At 45.5% G+C, this 20371-nt stretch carries 15 protein-coding genes; 8 read left to right on the top strand and 7 right to left on the bottom strand.

Annotation, left to right across the window (positions count from 1 at the left end):
* Nucleotides 1–15 precede the first annotated feature (15 nt).
* Together AWH61_RS08900 and AWH61_RS08895 are read left to right on the top strand one after the other, a co-directional pair.
* Complete coding sequence (locus tag AWH61_RS08900; protein ID WP_075176854.1) at nucleotides 16–1206, top strand: sensor histidine kinase; 1191 nt, start codon at nucleotides 16–18, stop codon at nucleotides 1204–1206.
* Nucleotides 1203–1823 carry a response regulator transcription factor gene (locus AWH61_RS08895; protein ID WP_049589067.1) on the top strand — a complete coding sequence of 207 codons (621 nt, stop codon included), beginning with the start codon at nucleotides 1203–1205 and terminating at the stop codon, nucleotides 1821–1823. Before AWH61_RS08900 ends, AWH61_RS08895 begins: the two co-directional genes overlap by 4 nt.
* Before the next feature lie 7 nt (nucleotides 1824–1830).
* Here the strand turns inward: AWH61_RS08895 and AWH61_RS08890 are convergent, their stop codons facing one another.
* From AWH61_RS08890 to AWH61_RS08880, 3 genes are all read right to left on the bottom strand, one after another.
* The gene (locus AWH61_RS08890) at nucleotides 1831–2163 is read right to left on the bottom strand and encodes a hypothetical protein (protein WP_014950529.1); all 333 of its coding nucleotides are present in this window, start codon (nucleotides 2161–2163) and stop codon (nucleotides 1831–1833) included.
* Nucleotides 2164–2214: 51 nt separating this feature from the next.
* Complete coding sequence (locus tag AWH61_RS08885) at nucleotides 2215–2487, bottom strand: hypothetical protein (protein ID WP_039226219.1); 273 nt, start codon at nucleotides 2485–2487, stop codon at nucleotides 2215–2217.
* 126 nt (nucleotides 2488–2613) lie between these two features.
* On the bottom strand, nucleotides 2614–4878 hold the full coding sequence (locus tag AWH61_RS08880; protein WP_075176853.1) for a TonB-dependent receptor: 2265 nt from the start codon (nucleotides 4876–4878) through the stop codon (nucleotides 2614–2616).
* A gap of 797 nt (nucleotides 4879–5675) precedes the next feature.
* On the opposite strand from AWH61_RS08880, the gene AWH61_RS08875 reads away from it, so the two are divergent.
* The 6 genes from AWH61_RS08875 (at nucleotide 5676) to AWH61_RS08850 (ending at nucleotide 13844) form a co-directional block, all read left to right on the top strand.
* A complete protein-coding gene (locus AWH61_RS08875) occupies nucleotides 5676–6338 on the top strand; it encodes a GntR family transcriptional regulator (protein ID WP_014977261.1) in 663 nt (220 codons plus the stop codon).
* A gap of 65 nt (nucleotides 6339–6403) precedes the next feature.
* A complete protein-coding gene (prpB, locus tag AWH61_RS08870) occupies nucleotides 6404–7279 on the top strand; it encodes a methylisocitrate lyase (protein ID WP_014950533.1) in 876 nt (291 codons plus the stop codon).
* Between the two features lie 259 nt (nucleotides 7280–7538).
* A complete protein-coding gene (gene prpC, locus AWH61_RS08865; protein WP_061095772.1) occupies nucleotides 7539–8663 on the top strand; it encodes a bifunctional 2-methylcitrate synthase/citrate synthase in 1125 nt (374 codons plus the stop codon).
* Between the two features lie 18 nt (nucleotides 8664–8681).
* Nucleotides 8682–11273: a Fe/S-dependent 2-methylisocitrate dehydratase AcnD gene (acnD, locus tag AWH61_RS08860; protein WP_061095773.1), complete on the top strand. Its 2592-nt coding sequence runs from the start codon at nucleotides 8682–8684 to the stop codon at nucleotides 11271–11273.
* An 11-nt stretch (nucleotides 11274–11284) separates the two neighbouring features.
* Nucleotides 11285–12466, top strand: coding sequence for a 2-methylaconitate cis-trans isomerase PrpF (gene prpF, locus AWH61_RS08855; protein WP_075176852.1), 1182 nt, complete (start codon nucleotides 11285–11287; stop codon nucleotides 12464–12466).
* 121 nt (nucleotides 12467–12587) lie between these two features.
* The gene (locus AWH61_RS08850) at nucleotides 12588–13844 is read left to right on the top strand and encodes a response regulator (RefSeq protein ID WP_014950537.1); all 1257 of its coding nucleotides are present in this window, start codon (nucleotides 12588–12590) and stop codon (nucleotides 13842–13844) included.
* 10 nt (nucleotides 13845–13854) lie between these two features.
* Here the strand turns inward: AWH61_RS08850 and AWH61_RS08845 are convergent, their stop codons facing one another.
* The 4 genes from AWH61_RS08845 to arcB form a co-directional block, all read right to left on the bottom strand.
* A complete protein-coding gene (locus tag AWH61_RS08845) occupies nucleotides 13855–15432 on the bottom strand; it encodes a sodium:solute symporter family transporter (protein WP_075176851.1) in 1578 nt (525 codons plus the stop codon).
* Between the two features lie 101 nt (nucleotides 15433–15533).
* The gene (locus AWH61_RS08840; protein WP_075176850.1) at nucleotides 15534–17240 is read right to left on the bottom strand and encodes a PH domain-containing protein; all 1707 of its coding nucleotides are present in this window, start codon (nucleotides 17238–17240) and stop codon (nucleotides 15534–15536) included.
* A complete protein-coding gene (locus AWH61_RS08835) occupies nucleotides 17240–17794 on the bottom strand; it encodes a PH domain-containing protein (RefSeq protein WP_061486464.1) in 555 nt (184 codons plus the stop codon). The genes AWH61_RS08840 and AWH61_RS08835 overlap by 1 nt, the downstream gene beginning before the upstream one ends.
* A 175-nt stretch (nucleotides 17795–17969) precedes the next feature.
* A complete protein-coding gene (arcB, locus tag AWH61_RS08830; RefSeq protein WP_014950541.1) occupies nucleotides 17970–20324 on the bottom strand; it encodes an aerobic respiration two-component sensor histidine kinase ArcB in 2355 nt (784 codons plus the stop codon).
* Nucleotides 20325–20371 lie beyond the last annotated feature (47 nt).

Below are 20371 nucleotides of genomic sequence, written 5' to 3'. Positions count from 1 at the left end.
GACGAAGTACTCACAATGCTCAGCAATAAAAGCATACAAGATAGTAACAGCGCGGTGCCTGCCGTCAAAAACGAGAGCGCCGCGCCTGACATGCCCCTTTTGGCAAGTGGACGGAAAAAGCGCTGGTCTCACGGAAGCTTGTTTTTTTCACTGTTCTTTTTTGTTCCACTTATTATTTCGCGTCCTCTTCCCATCGAAACATGGGTGCTTCAAACCCTGGGATACCTTAGCTTTGTCATTCTTTACATTAAAGCCATAAACCAGCCTGTTAAAACACTGCCCACTTATTTGCTACTCATGTTTCTACTTTCGGTAGCATGCAGCTTTCAAAACCCTGGTGGCGCAACCATTATCGGCTTTATTGCTTTTATCGTAGGTTATTACAATTCGCTCAAGACAGGCATAATGAGCATAGGCGTGATGATGCTGGTACTCGTGTCACTGCACATTACCGTATTTAATAACGCACATTTTCTTTTAAGTGCTTCGTTGCTCAACAGCTTAGTGCTATTCGGGTTTGGTGTTATGGAGCGCAAAGAAACGCTCCATAGTCTGAAAGAGAGCCAGCAGGCCGAAGCACTACGAGTATTGTCTGCGATCGCTGAACGTGAGCGAATAGGCAGAGACTTACATGATGTTGCGGGTCACGCACTCAGCTCTATTTCGTTAAAGGCACAACTGGCCGATAAACTTATAAGCAAAGATAAGATTGAAGACGCGCATCGCGAGGTAAAAGCGCTGGCACAACTTTCTCAAGCGCTACTGAGTGATATTCGTCAAGCAGTGTCAGATATCAAGCAGCTTTCTCTTAGCGATGAAATAGCAAAAGACAAATCACTGTTAGAAGAAAACGGCTTTAATGTTACAACCGATATTGAAGGCGGCGCTGAAGCACGTTTAAGCGCTAAACAAGAAAGCCAGCTTGCGCTTATTATCAAAGAGCTGACAACCAATACCTTGCGCTATTCAAACGGTAACGCGGTATCCCTTGGTCTTGAAGTTAATGAGCAAACCGTGAAAATGACCTATAAAGATCATGGCGTAGTTGAGAACACCGCATCAATTAAAGAAGGAAACGGATTAATGGGAATTAGAGAACGCGCGGCGTCTATTCATGCGGATGTGGACATTTCTTTCCTTCCCCACCCTATTGTCAGGGTTCAGCTTACTGCCGAGCAAGCTATGTCACATAAGGCTTCCCTATGAACTCAAAAGCGCCAACTACTATTTTGATTGTTGAAGATCAGTCGCTGGTTCGCGATGCCATTGCCATGCTTCTATCATTAGAAGACGACTTAACCATTGTTGAAAAGTGCAGTAATGGAAAGGAAGCCATTGATTATTTAAATGATAACCCTGCACCACACATTATTTTGAGCGATATTGAAATGCCGCTGGTTTCAGGGCTAGATCTAGCCGCCCACATTGCAAAGCAAAGTCTCAATACCAAGGTGGTATTGATGACTACCTTTTCTAAACCAGGCTACATCAAGCGTGCATTAAGTTTAGGGGTTAAGGGGTTTATATTGAAAGAGTCTGACAGCGACTACCTGATAGATGCCATTCACAAAGTCTCTGCGGGAGAAAAGGTAATTTCGACTGAGCTCGCCATCATGGCTCTTGACGACAACAATCCACTGTCGCAAAAAGAAATGTCCGCACTAAAACTTGCTTCAGAAGGGCTTAAAACCCAAGGCATTGCTCAATCACTGTTTTTATCTGAAGGTACGGTAAGAAACTACCTCTCAGAGGCTATTTCTAAGCTCGATGCGACCAACCGCGTAGATGCTGCTCGCATAGCTAAACAAAAAGGTTGGCTCTAATAAAGGCTTAAAACCACGTCGTAGCAATTGCTGTAGACGTCGGTATATTTAGCTTTTCAGACAAACCGGTAAGCACGCGTTCGGGACCGTATACGATACCTTGCTGTTTAGCGGTCCATACGCAGGTTAAAATACTCGTACCTTTGCGTAATTCACACTGCCACTTAGCGGTCGTTTCGGCGAGCCGTTCATAGTCATCTTCTATTTCCCAACCTCCGTCTACATGGTCTACGATAAGTTGTTCAAATTGAGCGAACGGAATAGGCTGAATGATTACCCATTCGTTTTTCTTAAACTTTTTTTCTAACCGCGATTTTTTAAAACTGGTAAACAATCCCACGCTCCATCTCCGTATGATTGAAAGGCCCTACTTACTACAAAAGCACGTCTTCTATTTCGACACCGTTCCCATAATCTGCCCTGAAGGTGTTGGACAAGAACACGATGTTCCAACCATTTCACTATTTGACGTTGGGCACGCGCCATACTCACCGTTTCCGCTATAACGACATTGGTTACCAAATTCAGGTTTAGCAACTGCAACCTTGCCGTTTTTCTTCGCGTTTATATCTTCATCGTCGGGTAAATACACCGTGTAGGTACACCCTGACAAAAGCATATTAACAACAAGAAAACCAATACCGTAAAGTGCTTTCACTTTCATAAATAGTTGCTGGGCATTTTTAGAACAGTTTTAAAACTATGCTAATAATGAAGATAAAACAAGAAAAAATAAGCAAAAAAAAGCCAGTCTTTAGACTGGCTTTATAATTGTAACTCGTTGTAGCTATTAGAATTCAGTTGAGAATCTAACACCAAACTCGCTTGCGTCGTTGCTTAGAATTTGCAGGATGTAGTCACCTGTATTCAAGCGTGCATTGTCGTAACGCTCATCAAAAATATTGCGACCGTAAAGTGCAACAGTATACGCATCATTCGCTGGCGTATAAGCGATGTCGAAGTTAACAAGCTCACGGCTATCAAGTTTAGTCATACGCTCAGGTGCTGAAGTAGGCTCACCATACATTTCTGCACGATATGAGTAATCTGCACGTACGCGAATTGAATCACCACCATCAAGCTCAAAGGTATACTGCGGACCAATTGCAAGGGTTAGGTCTGGAGTAAGTGGCGCTACAGGATTGAATCCATCTTGCTCTTCAACATCAACATCCATATAACCAACGCTGGTCATCATGCTGAAGTTGCCATAGGTAAACGTAGCATCAGCTTCAACACCACGAGATGTTTGCTCTACCACAAGGTTTGCGGTGTCGAAACCACCTTCGCTCACGCGACTGACTTGGTAAGGAAGATCTTCAAACTCAGTGTTAAATACTGCAACGCTAATGTCGAAGTAATCATTCACACGACCTTTAATACCTACTTCATAGTTAGTAGCAGTAATATTGTCAGACGCCGTAAAACAGTTATTTGCGCGAACCGCCGCTTGAGCGCCTTCGATATCATCAAAGCCACCTGCACCGAAGAACTCACCAATTAGGCAGTAAGGACGTGCTGGGAATTGACCCGACTGGTAGCCAGACTGAATTGTCGCATAGCCTGTCATGCCATTTTCAAATGTGTAGTTAGTGGCGAGTTCCCACGTCACTTCGTCCCAATCATTTGAATCATAGATAGTACCAAGTGCTGAAAATACGTTCGCTGATGCTTCTTTTTCATCTTTCGTGTAACGAAGGCCACCAGAAAGGCTAAGCTCATCAGTTAAGTCACGGCGAACGTTAACGTAAACCGCTTTTGAAGTGGTTTCTTGATCGAGTTCTAGCAGGTTAGCCCCACCGTCAAAACTAGAGTCGTCACCTTGACGGTTGCTACCTTCTTCGTTGAAGTAGTAAACACCAGCAACAAAGTCAGTGTATTCGTTGATATAGCCGTTAAGCTGAAGTTCGATTGATGTTTGATCGGCTTCGCCACGCTCAGGGAACTGATCTAACGAGTAAATTGTACCGTCATCATCAAGACCTGCTTTGTACTTAGATGTACGCTGGCTTGCAACAACCTTTGCAGTGTAGTCTTCGTTAATGTCCCACTCAGTTGTGAGTGAAAGACCACGCGCTTCGTTCGACACGCCAGTTACTGCTTCAGTACCTGTTGCATTGTCGTAGATATCAGCGCCTTCAGGCGTCACATCTGTGTTGCGTAACGGTACGCCAACACCATTCTGACCACCGAAGTAGCGATCTGAACCCACTTCATCAATTAGCACAGTGTATGGACGCAGACCGCCGTCGCCATTGTTAGCATCTGCAGTTAATACCATGCGGAAATCATTTGATGGCTCCCACTTAAGAGAAACGCGGCCAGAAACATCTTCAGTCTCACCAACATCGTACTCGGCGTTAGGCACGTTGATGAACTCACCAAGACCATCGCGCTTGTTAAATGACAGGTTCATGTTAAACGCTACGGTTTCTGAAAGACCGTGGTTAACAAAAAGATCAGCTTTAACGCGACCACGTGTACCAAATTCAGTGTTGATTTTGGTTAAATCACCTTGGTCTGGCTCTTTTGTGATGATGTTAATTGCACCACCAATTGAGTTACGACCATATAGCGTTCCTTGAGGGCCACGAAGTACCTCAATACGCTCAATATTATTTAGGCTCCAGTTTTGACCAACCTGACGGCCCAGATAAACACCGTCTACATAAACACTCACACCCGGATCGGTTGTGATTAGGTGATCTTGAAGACCAATGCCACGAATAAATGGGTTTACAGACGACGTGTGGCCGGCAGAGAAACCAGTAACATTTAGGTTTGGAACGAATTTACCAACGTCAGTCAGGTCAGTAATACCTTGGTCAGCTAACTTGTCGCCATCGAAGGCGCTAATAGCAATTGGAACTTCATAGATAACTTGAGGGCGTTTTGTTGCGGTAACGGTAATGGCTTCAAATTGTTGCTCTTCAGTTGCTTCTGCTTCTTGTGCAACGGCAATATTTGAAATTGCTGGAACGGTCATCGCTACTGCTAGTGCGACAGGTGAAAGCTTACTGGCGAGTGCCTTAGACACGTCAGTATTGGTTTTCATGGTATAACCCCTTTGCGTGAGTGTTAGGTGTAATAATATTTTTAGGCCGCTTCAAGTTCTTCTTTGGAACTTTGAAAGACTAAACTCACTAATTTAAGAGGTGCACATAACCTTGTGCTTATACTGGATTACAGGCAATAAAAAAGTAAGTCGCAATAAAACATTACAAACTTACTTTCAATGAAACTCTGCTTTAAAAGTAGAACTTACTTTTCCAGCCCTCTAAAATTCAGTACGAAGAATTTAGGCTTGAAGACTGGAACGATATGTTACCGTTAGATTACGATCTTGCAAAGTAAAATATTACACTTTTACTAAAATAAGACTTCAAAATTAGACTAATTGGTTAGGTTAAGCATCAAACAAAAAGTATGTATAAATTCCATAAAAACAATTAGATATCATAAAGATAATTTACTCTATCTCTTCACAACACCTAAGCGAATAAAGTAAAGAAGACCTAGACCAGATGGACAAACTTTAAACAAATCACCATTGGCTTGAATCATTCTTTAGCTCAGAGTCTCTGCATGTAACTATCGTTACCAATTTACCTCGTCCGTCCGGGCAGTAGCTATCAATATGGTTGCGCAAGGTTCGCCTAATAGACGTAAGCTGACACATGGCTCTGTTTGCGTATCGCATTAAATCATTGCACAACTGTCAACACAGGCCGCTAAACAAGACTATCAGACTAATATCTTACTCTCGTTGTCGACAATCCAAACCTTTTAAGGTTGAAAAAACGCCAAAACGGGCATATATTGTCGACATTAGTCATTTTAAGATTCTATACAGTGTTAGTAAAAAGCGAACAAGCCATCACCAATGCCGACCGCACTTTCTTTCAATTAAGAAAGGATATTGTTGAGGGTATCATTCCAGCAGGCAGTAAGCTGAGTGAAATGGAATTGTCGACAAAGTATGAAGTCAGTCGCGCCGTTATTCGTGAAGCCATCAATCGTCTCGCTACCTGTCACTTGGTGGAACGTAAAGCTAACGTGGGTGCCCGTGTGGTTGCACTGTCCCCCGAAGGCCTTATTCAGCTATACCAAGTGCGCGAAGCATTAGAGGGTATGGCCGCCCGCTTGGCTGCACGCTACATGAGCGATGAAGAAATTGCTGACATGCAGGCGTTGCTTGATAGCCACTTCGATAAAGTAAAAGACGGTCAAAGCTATTATCAAGAAGCCGGCGATGTAGACTTTCACTACAGAATTGTAACCGGCAGTAAAAACGACCATCTCATCAGCGTACTTGTAGACGGGCTTTACCATCTTGTTCGTATGTATCGCGTACAGCTCGGTATGGCTGGCCCTCGCGTAAGTACCGCCTTTGATGAACACAGACACATCGTTAACGCTATTGCCAATCGCGACGAGGAACTGGCTGAAATGCTAATGCGTCGCCATATTCTTTATTCAAAAAATAATATTGAGAAGAAGCTTAATCATGGTTAACACCACTCAGTCTTCTTCATACCTAATTCACCTCTACCCTACTTTCAAATAAGCGAGTGATTATCATGAGTGCAGGAAAGAAATTCAGAACCGCATTAGAGAACAACAAACCGCTACAAATTGTCGGCACCATTAACGCCTATACTGCCATGATGGCAAAGGCTATTGGGCACCAAGCGATTTATCTTTCAGGTGGAGGCGTAGCGAATGCGTCTTACGGCCTACCAGACTTAGGCATGACGTCACTTAATGATGTGATTGCAGACGTTCAGCGCATTACCAGCGCGTGCGATCTTCCGCTCATGGTAGACATCGACACCGGTTGGGGCGGCGCATTTAACATTGCCAAAACTATTCGCGATATGGAAAAAGCAGGCGCGGCGGCAGTTCATATGGAAGATCAGGTAGCCCAAAAACGCTGTGGTCACCGTCCTAACAAAGAAATTGTTAGCACAGAAGAAATGGTAGACCGCATAAAAGCTGCAGTTGACGCTAGAACTGACCCAGACTTTTTTATTATGGCGCGCACCGACGCGTTCGCACAAGAAGGTTTAGACAAAGCCATTGAACGCGCAAAAGCCTATGTTGCAGCGGGAGCTGACGGCATATTCGCCGAAGCAGTGCAAACCGAAGAACATTACCGTGCATTTGCTGAAGCGCTAGACGTTCCGATCCTTGCCAATATCACTGAGTTCGGCAAAACCGAACTATGGAATAAAGAAGAGCTTGGTGAATGGGGTGCCGACATGGTGCTTTACCCACTAAGTGCATTCCGTGCGATGAATAAAGCAGCAGAAATGGTTTACAAATCTATACTTGAAAACGGCGACCAAAAAGCCGTTGTCGACAGCATGCAGACACGCATGGAACTGTACGATTATCTTGGCTACCACGAGTACGAGCAAAAACTAGATGCTCTATTCGCAGAAGGTAAGAACTAACACGAATACGAAACAGCAGGAAGCGAGTGAGGTGCGAGGCACCATTGAAGCTGGAACGGTACACAGGGCGTTACCACGCCGTGAACCCATCCATGGGGGCTCCGTTTCGGCATCCATGCCTCAAAGGGGTAACGCCCCGTGCACCGCCCCCACTCTCTCGGTGCCTCGCACCCCACTCGCCTGATGAGTTCAATATAGTTTTTATTTCTAAATTTTAAAAAAAGTACCTTACAAATTTTACAAGACCGGAGACAACAAGATGGCTAAACAGTTAAGTGGCGCGGGTTTACGCGGCCAAGTTGCAGGCAAAACAGCATTATCAACCGTAGGTAAATCAGGTTCTGGTTTAACGTATCGTGGCTACGACGTAAAAGACTTAGCGCAAAACTGTCAATTTGAAGAAGTAGCGTACCTTATTCTAAAGGGCAAGCTACCTAACCAGTCTGAGCTAGACGCTTATAAAACAAAACTTCGCAGCATGCGCGGCCTTCCTACCGCGCTTAAAGAAGTGCTAGAACGCATACCAAAAAATGCTCACCCAATGGACGTACTTCGCACGGGTTGTTCAATGCTAGGTAACCTTGAAATGGAAACCAGCTTCGACCAGCAACAAGATGTTACGGATCGTATGTTAGCTTGCTTCCCAAGTATCATTTGTTACTGGTACCGCTTCTCGCACGACGGCGTGCGCGTAGACGTTGAAACCGATGACGACTCAATTGGAGGTCACTTCCTTCATATGCTTCATGGCGAAAAGCCACGTGAACTTCATGAACAGGTTATGCATGTATCGTTAATTCTTTATGCAGAGCATGAATTTAACGCGTCTACCTTCACTGCACGTGTTTGCGCTTCAACCTTATCTGATATGCATTCTTGTGTAACGGGTGCTATCGGCTCACTTCGCGGCCCGCTTCACGGTGGTGCTAACGAAGCCGCCATGGAAATGATCGAGGGCTTTACCTCTGCTGATGACGCAGAAGAAAAAATGATGGGCATGCTTGAGCGTAAAGAGAAGATCATGGGCTTTGGCCATGCTATTTACTCAGACTCTGACCCGCGTAACGAAATTATCAAGCAATGGTCTGAAAAACTGGCTGCTGATGTGGGTGACGACGTACTTTACCCTGTGTCTGTTCGCTGTGAAGAAGTGATGTGGCGCGAGAAGAAACTTTTCTGTAACGCCGATTTCTTCCACGCCTCTGCGTACAACTTCATGGGTATTCCTACGCCGTTGTTCACACCAATCTTCGTAATGTCTCGTCTAACTGGTTGGGCGGCACACGTTATGGAACAGCGCGCTGACAACCGTATTATTCGTCCGTCAGCAGAATATACCGGCGAAGAACTACGCCCAGTGCCAGCTATTAGCGAACGTGCTTAAGATTAAGGTTGGGGTTTTATGAATATTGATTACCGTAAACCGCTTCCTAACGCGGGTATCGATTTTTTCGATACCCGTGAAGCGGTAGATGCTATTGAGCCTGGCGCCTACGCCAAGCTGCCTTACACCTCACGTGTACTGGCTGAGAACTTGGTGCGTAAATGCGCCCCTGAAATGCTTACCGACTCACTTAAACAGCTGATTTATCGCAAGCGCGACTTGGACTTTCCGTGGTTTCCTGCTCGCGTGGTGTGTCATGATATCTTAGGGCAAACGGCACTGGTAGACTTAGCGGGCCTTCGCGATGCTATTGCAGCAAAAGGCGGCGATCCGGCTAAAGTAAACCCGGTTGTGCCAACCCAACTGATTGTTGATCACTCGTTAGCCGTTGAACACGCTGGTTTTGAAAAAGATGCGTTTGAGAAAAACCGCGCTATTGAAGACAGACGCAACGACGACCGTTTCCACTTTATTAACTGGACAAAAACGGCGTTTAAAAACGTAGATGTTATCCCTCCGGGTAACGGCATTATGCACCAAATTAACTTAGAGCGTATGTCGCCGGTTATTCAAGCTCGCGATGGTGTAGCCTTCCCAGACACACTAGTAGGTACCGACAGCCACACGCCGCATGTTGATGCACTTGGTGTAATTGCCGTAGGCGTTGGCGGCCTTGAAGCGGAAAGCGTTATGCTAGGCCGGGCGTCTTACATGCGTTTGCCTGACATTGTAGGTGTTGAGCTAACGGGTAAACCACAGCCTGGCATTACCGCAACCGACATCGTATTAGCATTAACTGAATTCTTGCGTAAAGAGCGTGTAGTCTCTGCGTATTTGGAATTTTATGGCGAAGGTGCATCGCATCTAACGCTTGGCGACCGCGCTACCATTTCGAACATGACACCGGAATACGGTGCCACTGCAGCCATGTTCTACATTGACCAGCAAACTATTGATTACTTGCGCCTAACAGGACGTGAGGAAAAGCAAATTGCACTAGTTGAGCAGTATGCCAAGCACACAGGTTTATGGGCTGATGATTTAGAAACTGCCGAGTATGAGCGGGTGCTTACGTTCGACCTTTCTGCTGTGGGCCGTAACATGGCTGGCCCTTCTAATCCACACGCACGTTTACCTACCAGCGATTTAGAAAGTCGCGGTATAGCAGCGAAGTGGACCGAGGAGGAAGGCAAAATGCCCGATGGCGCGGTCATAATCGCGGCAATCACAAGCTGTACTAATACATCTAACCCACGCAATGTAATTGCTGCAGGTTTACTTGCTCGAAATGCCAACGCGCGCGGTTTAACCCGTAAGCCGTGGGTTAAAAGCTCACTAGCGCCAGGCTCTAAGGCCGTTAAGCTGTATCTTGAAGAAGCCAACTTAATGAGCGAGTTGGAAGATTTAGGCTTTGGCGTTGTAGCATTTGCCTGTACTACCTGTAACGGTATGAGCGGCGCGCTAGACCCTAAAATTCAGCAAGAGATCATCGACCGCGATCTTTACTCAACCGCAGTATTGTCGGGTAACCGTAACTTCGACGGCCGTATTCACCCTTACGCAAAGCAAGCATTCTTAGCATCGCCACCACTGGTTGTAGCTTACGCCATCGCCGGTACCGTGCGCTTTGATATTGAAAAGGACGTATTGGGCACCGACAAAGAAGGCAACCCAGTAACGCTTAAAGACATTTGGCCAAGCGACGAAGAAATTGACGCTATTGTAGCGAAATCGGTGAAGCCAGAGCACTTCAGAAAAGTGTACGAGCCAATGTTCGACCTTAGCGTTGACTACGGAAAAGACATTAACCCGCTTTATGACTGGCGTGAAATGAGCACCTACATTCGTCGCCCGCCCTATTGGGAAGGCGCAATGGATGCTGAGCGCACCATGAAAGGTATGCGTCCACTGGCTATTTTGGGAGATAACATCACCACCGATCACTTGTCGCCTTCAAACGCAATTTTAGCCAGCAGCGCGGCAGGTGAATACCTCCACAAAATGGGCTTACCGGAAGAAGACTTTAACTCGTATGCCACACACCGTGGTGACCACTTAACCGCACAGCGCGCTACCCTTGCGAACCCGAAAGTGTTCAACGAGATGGTGCTGGAAAACGGTGAAGTGAAGCAAGGTTCACTGGCGCGCGTTGAGCCAGAAGGACAAGTTATGCGCATGTGGGAAGCTATTGAAACCTACATGAACCGCAGACAGCCGCTGATTATTGTAGCTGGCGCTGACTACGGTCAGGGCTCGTCACGAGACTGGGCAGCCAAAGGCGTGCGCCTTGCGGGTGTTGAAGTGATTGTAGCTGAAGGTTTCGAACGTATTCACCGCACTAATCTAATTGGTATGGGCGTATTACCGCTTGAGTTTAAACCAGGCACTACACGTAAAACACTAGAACTAGATGGCACAGAAACTTACGACGTAAGCGGCGAACCGTCACCAGGTGCAACGCTAACACTGGTAGTGAACCGTCAAAACGGCGAGCAATTAGAAGTACCAGTAACCTGTCGCTTAGACACAGCAGAAGAAGTCTCTATTTACAGCGCAGGCGGTGTATTACAGCGCTTCGCCAAGGACTTCTTAGAAGCTGAAGCTAGCTGAGGGGAAAAAACATGACAAAGTATGCGCCACAACTTCGAGTACCGGCTACCTACATGCGTGGCGGTACCAGTAAGGGTGTGTTTTTCAATTTAACCGATTTGCCAGAAGCCGCGCAAAAGCCAGGTCCGGCGCGCGATGCCCTGCTTCTGCGCGTAATTGGCAGCCCCGATCCTTACGGTAAACAAACCGACGGTATGGGCGGTGCTACATCAAGTACCAGCAAAACTGTTATCTTAAGCAAAAGTGAACGTGAAGGTTACGATGTGGACTACCTATTTGGTCAAGTAGCCATAGACAAGCCATTCGTAGACTGGAGTGGAAACTGCGGAAACCTAACGGCAGCCGTAGGCGCATTTGCGATAACCAATGGGCTAGTGGATAGAAGTAAATTACCAGAAAACGGCATTGCCACCGTCAACATTTGGCAAGCCAATATCAACAAAGCCATTATCGCTAAGGTGCCAATGACTAACGGGGAAGTACAGGAAACCGGCGACTTTGAACTAGACGGTGTCACCTTCCCTGCCGCAGAAGTAGAAGTGGCCTTTGTTGACCCAGCTGACGGTGAAGGGGCAATCTTCCCGACAGGACGATTAGTCGACACACTTGAAGTTCCAGGCGTAGGCTCACTTCAGGCGACCATGATAAACGCAGGTATTCCGACTATTTTCATCAACGCAGAAGATATTGGCTACACAGGCACTGAACTGCAGGATGATATAAACAGCGACTCCGAGGCGCTGTCCAAGTTCGAAGCAATTCGTGCACACGGCGCGGTTCAGATGGGGCTCATCAATGATGTGGGTGAAGCTGCAAACAGGCAGCACACACCAAAAGTCGCGTTCGTTGCACCTCCAAGAGGTTACCAAGCTTCCAGTGGCAAAGATATTTTGGGTTCAGACATTGATGTATTGGTTCGCGCACTGTCTATGGGGAAACTTCATCATGCTATGATGGGCACGGCAGCAGTCGCGATCGCAGCGGCTGCGGCGATACCCGGCACTCTTGTAAATATCGCAGCTGGCGGCGACGAAAGAGACTCAGTTACTTTTGGGCATCCATCAGGAACGCTAAGAGTAGGTGCTAAAGCGACGTTTGAAGATAACAAATGGCAAATTAAGCAAGCTGTAATGAGCAGAAGCGCACGTATTTTGATGGAAGGCTCCGTGCGTGTTCCCATTGAACAAAGTTAGTACAACGCAATGTTATATAAGAATAAAATTATTTAGACATAAGTATAAAACGCCCTCTCTTTGAGGGCTTTTTTGTCTATAATTGGTTATTATCGAAGCCTAAGTGCCGAGAGTAGATCACATGTATAAAGTTCTTGTAGTAGAAGACAGTCTCACTGTCCGAAAGATTGTAAACAAACTTATTGAGGATAATCCTCACTTTACGTGTGATCTGTGCGAAGATCTTGCGGAAGCTAAAAGTGCTCTCGAGAGTGACACCGAATACTTGGCAGCCATCGTCGACTTAAACCTTCCCGACGCGCCCAACGGCGAGAGCGTTGAGCTTGCACTTTCCTACAACGTTCCAACCATCGTACTTACTGGAAATTTCGACGAATTTACCCGTGCTCAGTTACTCGATCAGGGCGTACTGGATTACATCACAAAAGAGTCTCGCTATTCATACCTTCAAGTGTCTAAACTTGTAGACCGTTTAAGAAAGAATCTTACTACCAAAGTGTTGGTGGTGGAAGATTCTAGAACGAGCCGAAATCACATTTGTTCATTACTTCGCAAATTCCAATTTCAGGTACATGAAGCGAACGATGGCTTAGAAGCGTTAGAAGAGCTTGATAATCACCGCGATATTAAAATGGTTATTGCCGATCACCGTATGCCCAATATGGACGGCTATGAACTGGTTAAAGCAATACGCCACGAAAAACGCATGCAAGACTTGGTATTTATCGGTTTATCGGCAAACGGCGACAGCGTGTTGACCTCGAAATTCATTAAAAGCGGCGCCAATGACTTCCTGTCCAAACCGTTTTATCACGAAGAATTCTACTGCAGAATTATGCAAAACCTTGAATCACAAGAAATGATTCAAACCATTAGAAATTCAGCAAACTTAGACCCGCTAACCAAGGTATACAATCGCCGTTTTCTCTACGAAAAAGCAGAGGAGTTATTTGCCAATAAAGCGTCGAGAAAGGATGTCATTGTGTCTATGATCGATGCTGACAACTTCAAAAGTGTAAACGATACCTACGGCCATAAAACGGGTGACATGTTATTGCAGGAATTTGCAGCATTGTTAAAAGATTACTTCCCCGACGATCTTATTGTGCGCTATGGGGGTGAAGAATTTACAGTGGTATCGGTAAGGCCACCTAAAGTGTATCTATCTGCGCTTTCAGCGTTTATGGATGCAGTGCGCTCTACTATTTTTACCAATCACAAGTTCAATATCACATGCAGTATCGGCGTATGTACCGAGGAACACAAGTGCTTGGAGTCGCAGTTAGAAGTGGCTGATGCGCGCTTATACGAAGCTAAGCACGCGGGCAAAGATCAGATTATTCTGAGAGACTCAGTCGCCAAAACAGTAGAGGCGTAAATTACTGAGTCTACTGCAGCCAACGCGGCATTAAGTAGCAAACAACGACCAATAAGCAAAAATAGCCAAGCAATAGGGTGGCAATCGGCTTATCAATCAGTAAGCGTCGTTGACCAGAGGTGGTGATCGTCGCTGTATCATTTTCATCATTAGCTGACAAAACAGACCAGATAATAGCGGGTATCACTGTGCTCGCGAACCCAGTTACATTCCACCAAAACCAAAACACGTCCTCGACAAAAAATGCGAACGACAAATTAGTCAGCACGCCACACATCAGGCCGGTATTGACCTGTGTGGCATTTATCTTCTTCGTTAGCATGCCAAGTAGAAACACAGCCAAGACAGGACCAAAAAAAACAGAGCCCACTTTGTTCACCGCTTCTATTACGGTAGGCGCTATATCGCCAGCATTGAGCGAAAGCAGCAAAATAATCCCTCCCCAAAGCAAGCCCGCAAACTTAGCATGACTCAGGTAGCCTTCAGGTTTTGCGCGTTTCCGAGTGAGTTTGAAATAATCTTCAAGCGAAACAGCGGCAAGAGAGTTTATTGCTGAGCTCAGTGATGACATGGCTGCAGCAAGAATAGCGACCACAAGCAAGCCGATAAGCCCATGAGGTAAATAATTAAGAATAAAGACCGGCATAAGCCAGTCCGGATTATCTTTAGGAATTTGCGATAGCAAGTTGGCGTCGTTAAACGCTAGTGTGCCGACCACCAAGCCTGCTAAACAATATAGAAGTGTTATAGGGAACCTGAAAATGCCATTGGCTAACATCATCTTTTTAAGATCGCTTTCCGATTTCGCTGACAATGCCCTCTGTGCTTCTGATTGATCACAACCGTAGTATGAGGCGTAGAGGATCACGCCACCTAGCACCATAGGAAAAAAGCCGAAGCCGTCACCATCAAAACCCAGAGATGAAAAATTAAGGGTAGAGACCCGCTCGCTTGGAAGTAACTGTAAAAAGTGCTCCCAACCGCCTAATGCGTTAAGACCAAAAGCAATGCAGATAGCTGTGCCCAAAACGATGACAACCATTTGTACCGCGTCACCATATACAACTGCTTTCATGCCTCCTTGTAAGGAGTACAAAACGGTAATCACACCAATGAGTAATATTGCCTGCGTGGATGAAACCTGCATGGTTCCTTGCAATATAATGGATAGCGCGTAAACCATTATGCCGGTAGCGAAGGCCCTGCTAAATTGAAATACAACACTGATACAAATACGAGTAGAGGTAGAGAAACGTCGCTCAAGATAGTCATAAATACTCACCACACCGCTTCGGTATAATGTAGGCAACACGGTGGTAATGAGTAAAAGCATGGCTAACGGAACTGCCAGTTCATAAGAGAGCCAAATCAGCCCTCCCCCCTCACGGAAGCCGACAAATGCAGGAGCGGAAATGAAACTGACCGCCGAGAGTTGCGTCGCCATCACTGAAAGTAACAGCGGTTTCCAACTTAAGCTTCTTCCAGCGAGAAAATAATCTCTCTTTGACTGCTGTCCACGCAAGCTAAAGCCGATGACGAGTAAAGTGATGAGGTAAATCGCGATGACACTGTAATCAAAAATATCCATATAAACGCAAGGTTAAGCAACTAAATACCTACCATTACATAAACTCGGTCTATTTGCATAAAAAACGTATAAAAAAGCAGCGCTCAAAGAAACAGTGTACGTTACATCCAAGACCTTCTGGTTGACTCCACCTCGAATAGCACACTATCAGCTAGTTTATTAACGTAGTCTTCTGGTAGAAACGGCACAGTCACCGCCCCCGAAGCCAGTACAAACTTAACGGTGGCCTGTTTTCTTCGCTTCATAAACACGCTTTGCTTAACGATAACTTGCTGCGCTTTATAGGGCTCAAAGCATTGATAGTCGATGCCTATTCTACCTCGCCTTATATAAACGTACTTACTGTCATAGGCTATACCCCATCGCCACCACCTAAGCGTGAGTAACAGCGATACCGCACTAAAGACAACGAATGAACCTAGCATAATATCTAGATGGGATGACACAGCGCCAATAGTGAAAAAGGTAATAAAAGGCAACGTCCAGCCCGCAAGCAACCAAAAAGTAATAAATCGCTTACTAATGGTTTGATAATCTTGACCTCGCAGGTCACATCCAGGCATCACTTCTTGACTAAGCGCGAAGGCTTCATCTTCGGTTACCGATGGCACAATAAGCTTATTTGGCGACATCAGTTCTTGCATTTGCTGCCCAGCCGTTGAGTTCTGCTCAAAATACAAATTCACCCGCTTTAGTATTTTATCCAGCCAGTCTTGCTTCGCCGTAATCATTTGGATGCGTGAAGCTCGCATGCTGACTTCCAGTTTATTAAGCAAGCCGCTGCGACGGATATAGCGATCACCTGTTCGTGAAAGTGTGTAGCCGTAAAAAGTGAAAAGCGCGCCACCAACACTCAGCAGTGCCACTAACGCCATAAGCATCATGAGAATGACAAAGGCATACAATCCAAATTGCCACCACGCAACCGTTTGTTCACCAACCAGCTGATTAAGCTGCAAGCCTTTATCGGCTAACCACTCTGAAACCAGACCGAACACATCGTCATAGAAAGGTGCCGCAGCACCCAGTATGATCCACACGCGATTGTTGGTGATACCGTGAATAATGATGTCTTTCACGGACCGTCGATTTAATACTTCTTCATTTGAATGGGAAGAATCTATCGATTTAGTGCGCGTTCGTGGCGTGGGAAAAGACGAACTCTGCTCGTCGGATAAATCTTCATTTGGCAAACAATCCAGGTCACCCTCATCGTGCAGCGCTTTTTCATACAACACCTGCTTTTTGAGCGCTTCAGCATAATCTTCAGGAACCGCTACAATTTTAGCTTCTTCTTTCCCACTTCCTGCGGTATCAAGCACCACTAACGCGTACCCAAAAGGTCGGTAATAAAAAGGGCGTTCTATCTTAACGTTTTGAATACGCCACAAAGGCAAGTTGGTATAGCGGCGTTGGAACACGCCATGATGAATCTCAACGTGCTGGTTGTGCACGCGAAACTTGTACATTAAAAAGCTTATTACGCCGCTAACACTGGTAGATAGAAAAAGGATTCCAGCACCGATTAGTACTTCAGGCGACAGCAGGTTATCCCAAATATTGAACGATATGGCTAAGGCGGGAATGGTATAAATAAGCACTTGAGCCGAGTTGGTAAAATTGCGAATAGTAAAGTACAAAATAGAAATTAGAGAGAGGCGCTGCCACTCATCACCCGTTTCTACTTTAAGTTTGGGTTCTTCCATATTAGCATCTTGCCCATGGGACTTGAGCGCAGTATCTTCTTTCAGCTCTTTTGACTGATTAAGTGTAGGCGCTTGGTGTGAGGGCGTTTCTGATACCGTCATTAGCGTGCACCTATATCTTTATGAGCAAGAATGAACTCACGCAACTGCTCTGCCCTTTCAATGCTTAACCCAGGTATCTCAAACGTGTGCATTTCACCACCAGCCGAAAACACCTGAAGTGAGGCAAGACCCGCCCACCTGTCCAATGGACCGCGATTAACCTCTACATGCTGAACACGCAAAATAGGTTGGCACGAAAGTTTTCTAAAAATTAGCCCTGACTGCTTACTGATGTCTTGCTCTCGAATCGCATAAAATATGCGTACATCAGCAAAAAAGTGGTACAGCGCCCATAGAGAGCCTACAGCGACGATACCAGCAACAACATACGGGTAGGCTTGCAGCAGTCCTTCTGGCAATGACCAAAAGCTTTGGAATCGTAACGCAGAAGCAATACCGATTAGCACTAAGGCTATCAATCCAATGGAGAGGATATTTAGTGTCCGGTACTTTTTGGATATAGGAAGTAATGCGAGCGTTTGAAGTGAGGGAATTTCCTCAACACTGAGCTGATTATTTGAAAACACGGTTTCTTGTTGTGCGCTAATTGTCATCGCATTAATTCCTTTTACCACTGTATAAATAAGATCAGCCTGCCGCCTTTTTTTAAGGAGAGGCTTATCTACTTAGCAACGCTGCTCTGAACGCTTTCTCTAGCGCAGTTTTTATAACAAAAAAGAGGGCAAGCCCTCTTTTTTACGTTTCCTATTAAAGAGCGCGTTATGCTAACTAGTCATCAACCTGCTGTTCATTCAGCCAATCGTGTAGTGCCTTCATGTCGTGCTGAACCGCCATTTGTAACTCTTCCACCCAATCATGCACGTTCTCCCACCATGTAGGGTGGTCGCCCTGTTGAATTTGATTAGCAATACGCTGTACACGAGCCAAACCAACAGAGCCAGCGGCGCCTTTAATTTTGTGAGCCTGTGAGCACACTTCTGACTTTTCGTCCGCACTTAAGCTTAGCTGCAGTATTTCCATGTATTCAGGCATTTTTTCTTGGAATACTTTCACGCTAGCGCGCACCATTTCATCCCCTATGGTATCAACTAACATCTGTAACAAGTCCATATCTAAAATGTTACTTAATGTTTTGTTAGGTTCAGGGCGCTCTACTTCGCCATCAATTTCAAGCGGTGCAGGTGGTGCATGGAACAGCTCGTTAAACACCTCGATAACGCGAGATTTTTTAATCGGCTTCGCAATAACGTCATCCATACCGTTTTCTAAGTATTCATCACGCTTTTTAATGACGTTTGCTGTTAGCGCCACGATAGGCGTTTGCATAACCAGATCTTCTTCAATAATCGTACTTGCCACATCGAATCCTGTCATGTCAGGCAATTGAATATCAAGCAAGATAAGGTCGTATTGGTTTTCCCTGACTTTGTCTATGGCTTCTTGACCGGTCATTGCTACATCGACTTTCTGGCCAAGCTTCTCGAGCAAGGCTTTAGCGACCATTACGTTCAATTCAATATCTTCTACTAACAAGATATTGAGCCCTGTCACTTGAAGCTGCGCGACTTTCATCGGGCTATTAGAAATTTGAACAGGCAACACAATTTCAAAACGGGTGCCTTTACCCACTTTACTTGAAACGTGAATTTCACCTTTCATCAAGTCGACCATTTGCTTACAAATTGCCAATCCAATACCGGTACCTGTGGCCGATTGGTGGTCAGGGTGATCAACCTGATAGTACATGGCAAAAATCTTATCAATTTCGCTTTCAGGAATACCTACGCCCGTGTCTTCGATCACAAACGTTACGTACGCCTTATCACCATCGGGTTTGGTCGATGAAACCGTGAGGCTCACGTGCCCTTTTTGTGTGAACTTCACTGCGTTAAACAAGATGTTCCACAATATCTGACGAAGGCGCGTACCATCTATTTCAACAAGGCGGGGAAGCGGCTCGTTAATTGTCGTTTTAAGCTCTAGCTGTTTGTCGGCTGCAAGTAGACGAATAATGCTGCTAAGTTCTTCGGTAAAGTCTTTCAACGATATGGTTTTTAGACTCAGCTCAAGCTTATCTCTGTCTAACTTATCAAGGTCGATAATATCGTTAAAAATATTACCTAATGTTATAGCGCTGGCGTATATCGTACTTACCCAGTTAAATTGTTCTTCACTCAACTCGGTATCACGCAGCATACGGCTTAAGCCCACAATACCGTTTAGCGGTGTGCGTAGCTCATGACTTATGGTTGCGATAAAGCGAGTTTTGTCGGTACTTGCTTTTGCAGCAGCATTTTCAGCCTGCTTACGTTCAGTCATGTCTCGACCGAACGACAACAAGCCAAGGCGATTACCATCTTTGTCGAAGAAAGGTACACGCTTCATTTCGAAGTAACGACGACGTCCATCAGCAAAGCGAAGCCACAGCTCTTCTGTGATACTGGCGTTGGTTTCTAGAACTTCGTGATCACTCGCTACAATTTGGCGGGCAAGCTCTTCCTCATATACGTCTTTTGGCGTTAAGCCAAGCAGCTCTTGCTCGGTTTTGCCCGTCATAAGCTCCGCTATACGGTTACAACCAGCAAACCTGCCTTCTTCATTTCGGTAATATATTAAGTCTGGCGAGGCATCGATGATTGAACGTAACAAGGTTGATAAGCGGCGTGCTTGTGCTTCTTGTTCTGATTTATCCTGAATTTCTTTTTCTAAGTCTTTAAACAGCGCCTCACGCTCTTCTTGTGCTTGCTTGCGCTGCTCTATCTCGTGATTAAGCTGTCTGATGTTGCTTTGAAGTTCGCGGTTAAGAAAGACATCTTCTTCACGCAAACTTTCTAACTGGCTTACCACTTCCTTTAAGTTGGTACGTGAGTTTTCTAATTGCTTGATTAACTCACTAAAGAAATAAAGTACCCAAGGCGCAGATAACATGGTCAGTACTACAGCACTGATGAAGTCATCGGGCTGAACCTGGCTTCCCATGCTCACGCGAATTACGTATGAGCCCCCTAGCGTAAACACAAGCGAAAGAACAACAAACAATATGCTGAGCTTTAGAGTGCCAAAACGCTGAACAAATTGGGCAAAGCGAATTGCCCAAGAATCGTTTGGTGAATCTGAATGCATGTACGTCTAATTTAAGCTTATTTTGCGGTTATCCTATCAGGCTTTCC

The organism is Alteromonas sp. W12, from assembly GCF_001924945.1.
Lineage (GTDB): Bacteria > Pseudomonadota > Gammaproteobacteria > Enterobacterales > Alteromonadaceae > Alteromonas > Alteromonas macleodii.
The sequence above is the reverse complement of the archived record's forward strand: the minus strand, read 5'-3'. Positions and strand labels throughout refer to the sequence as shown.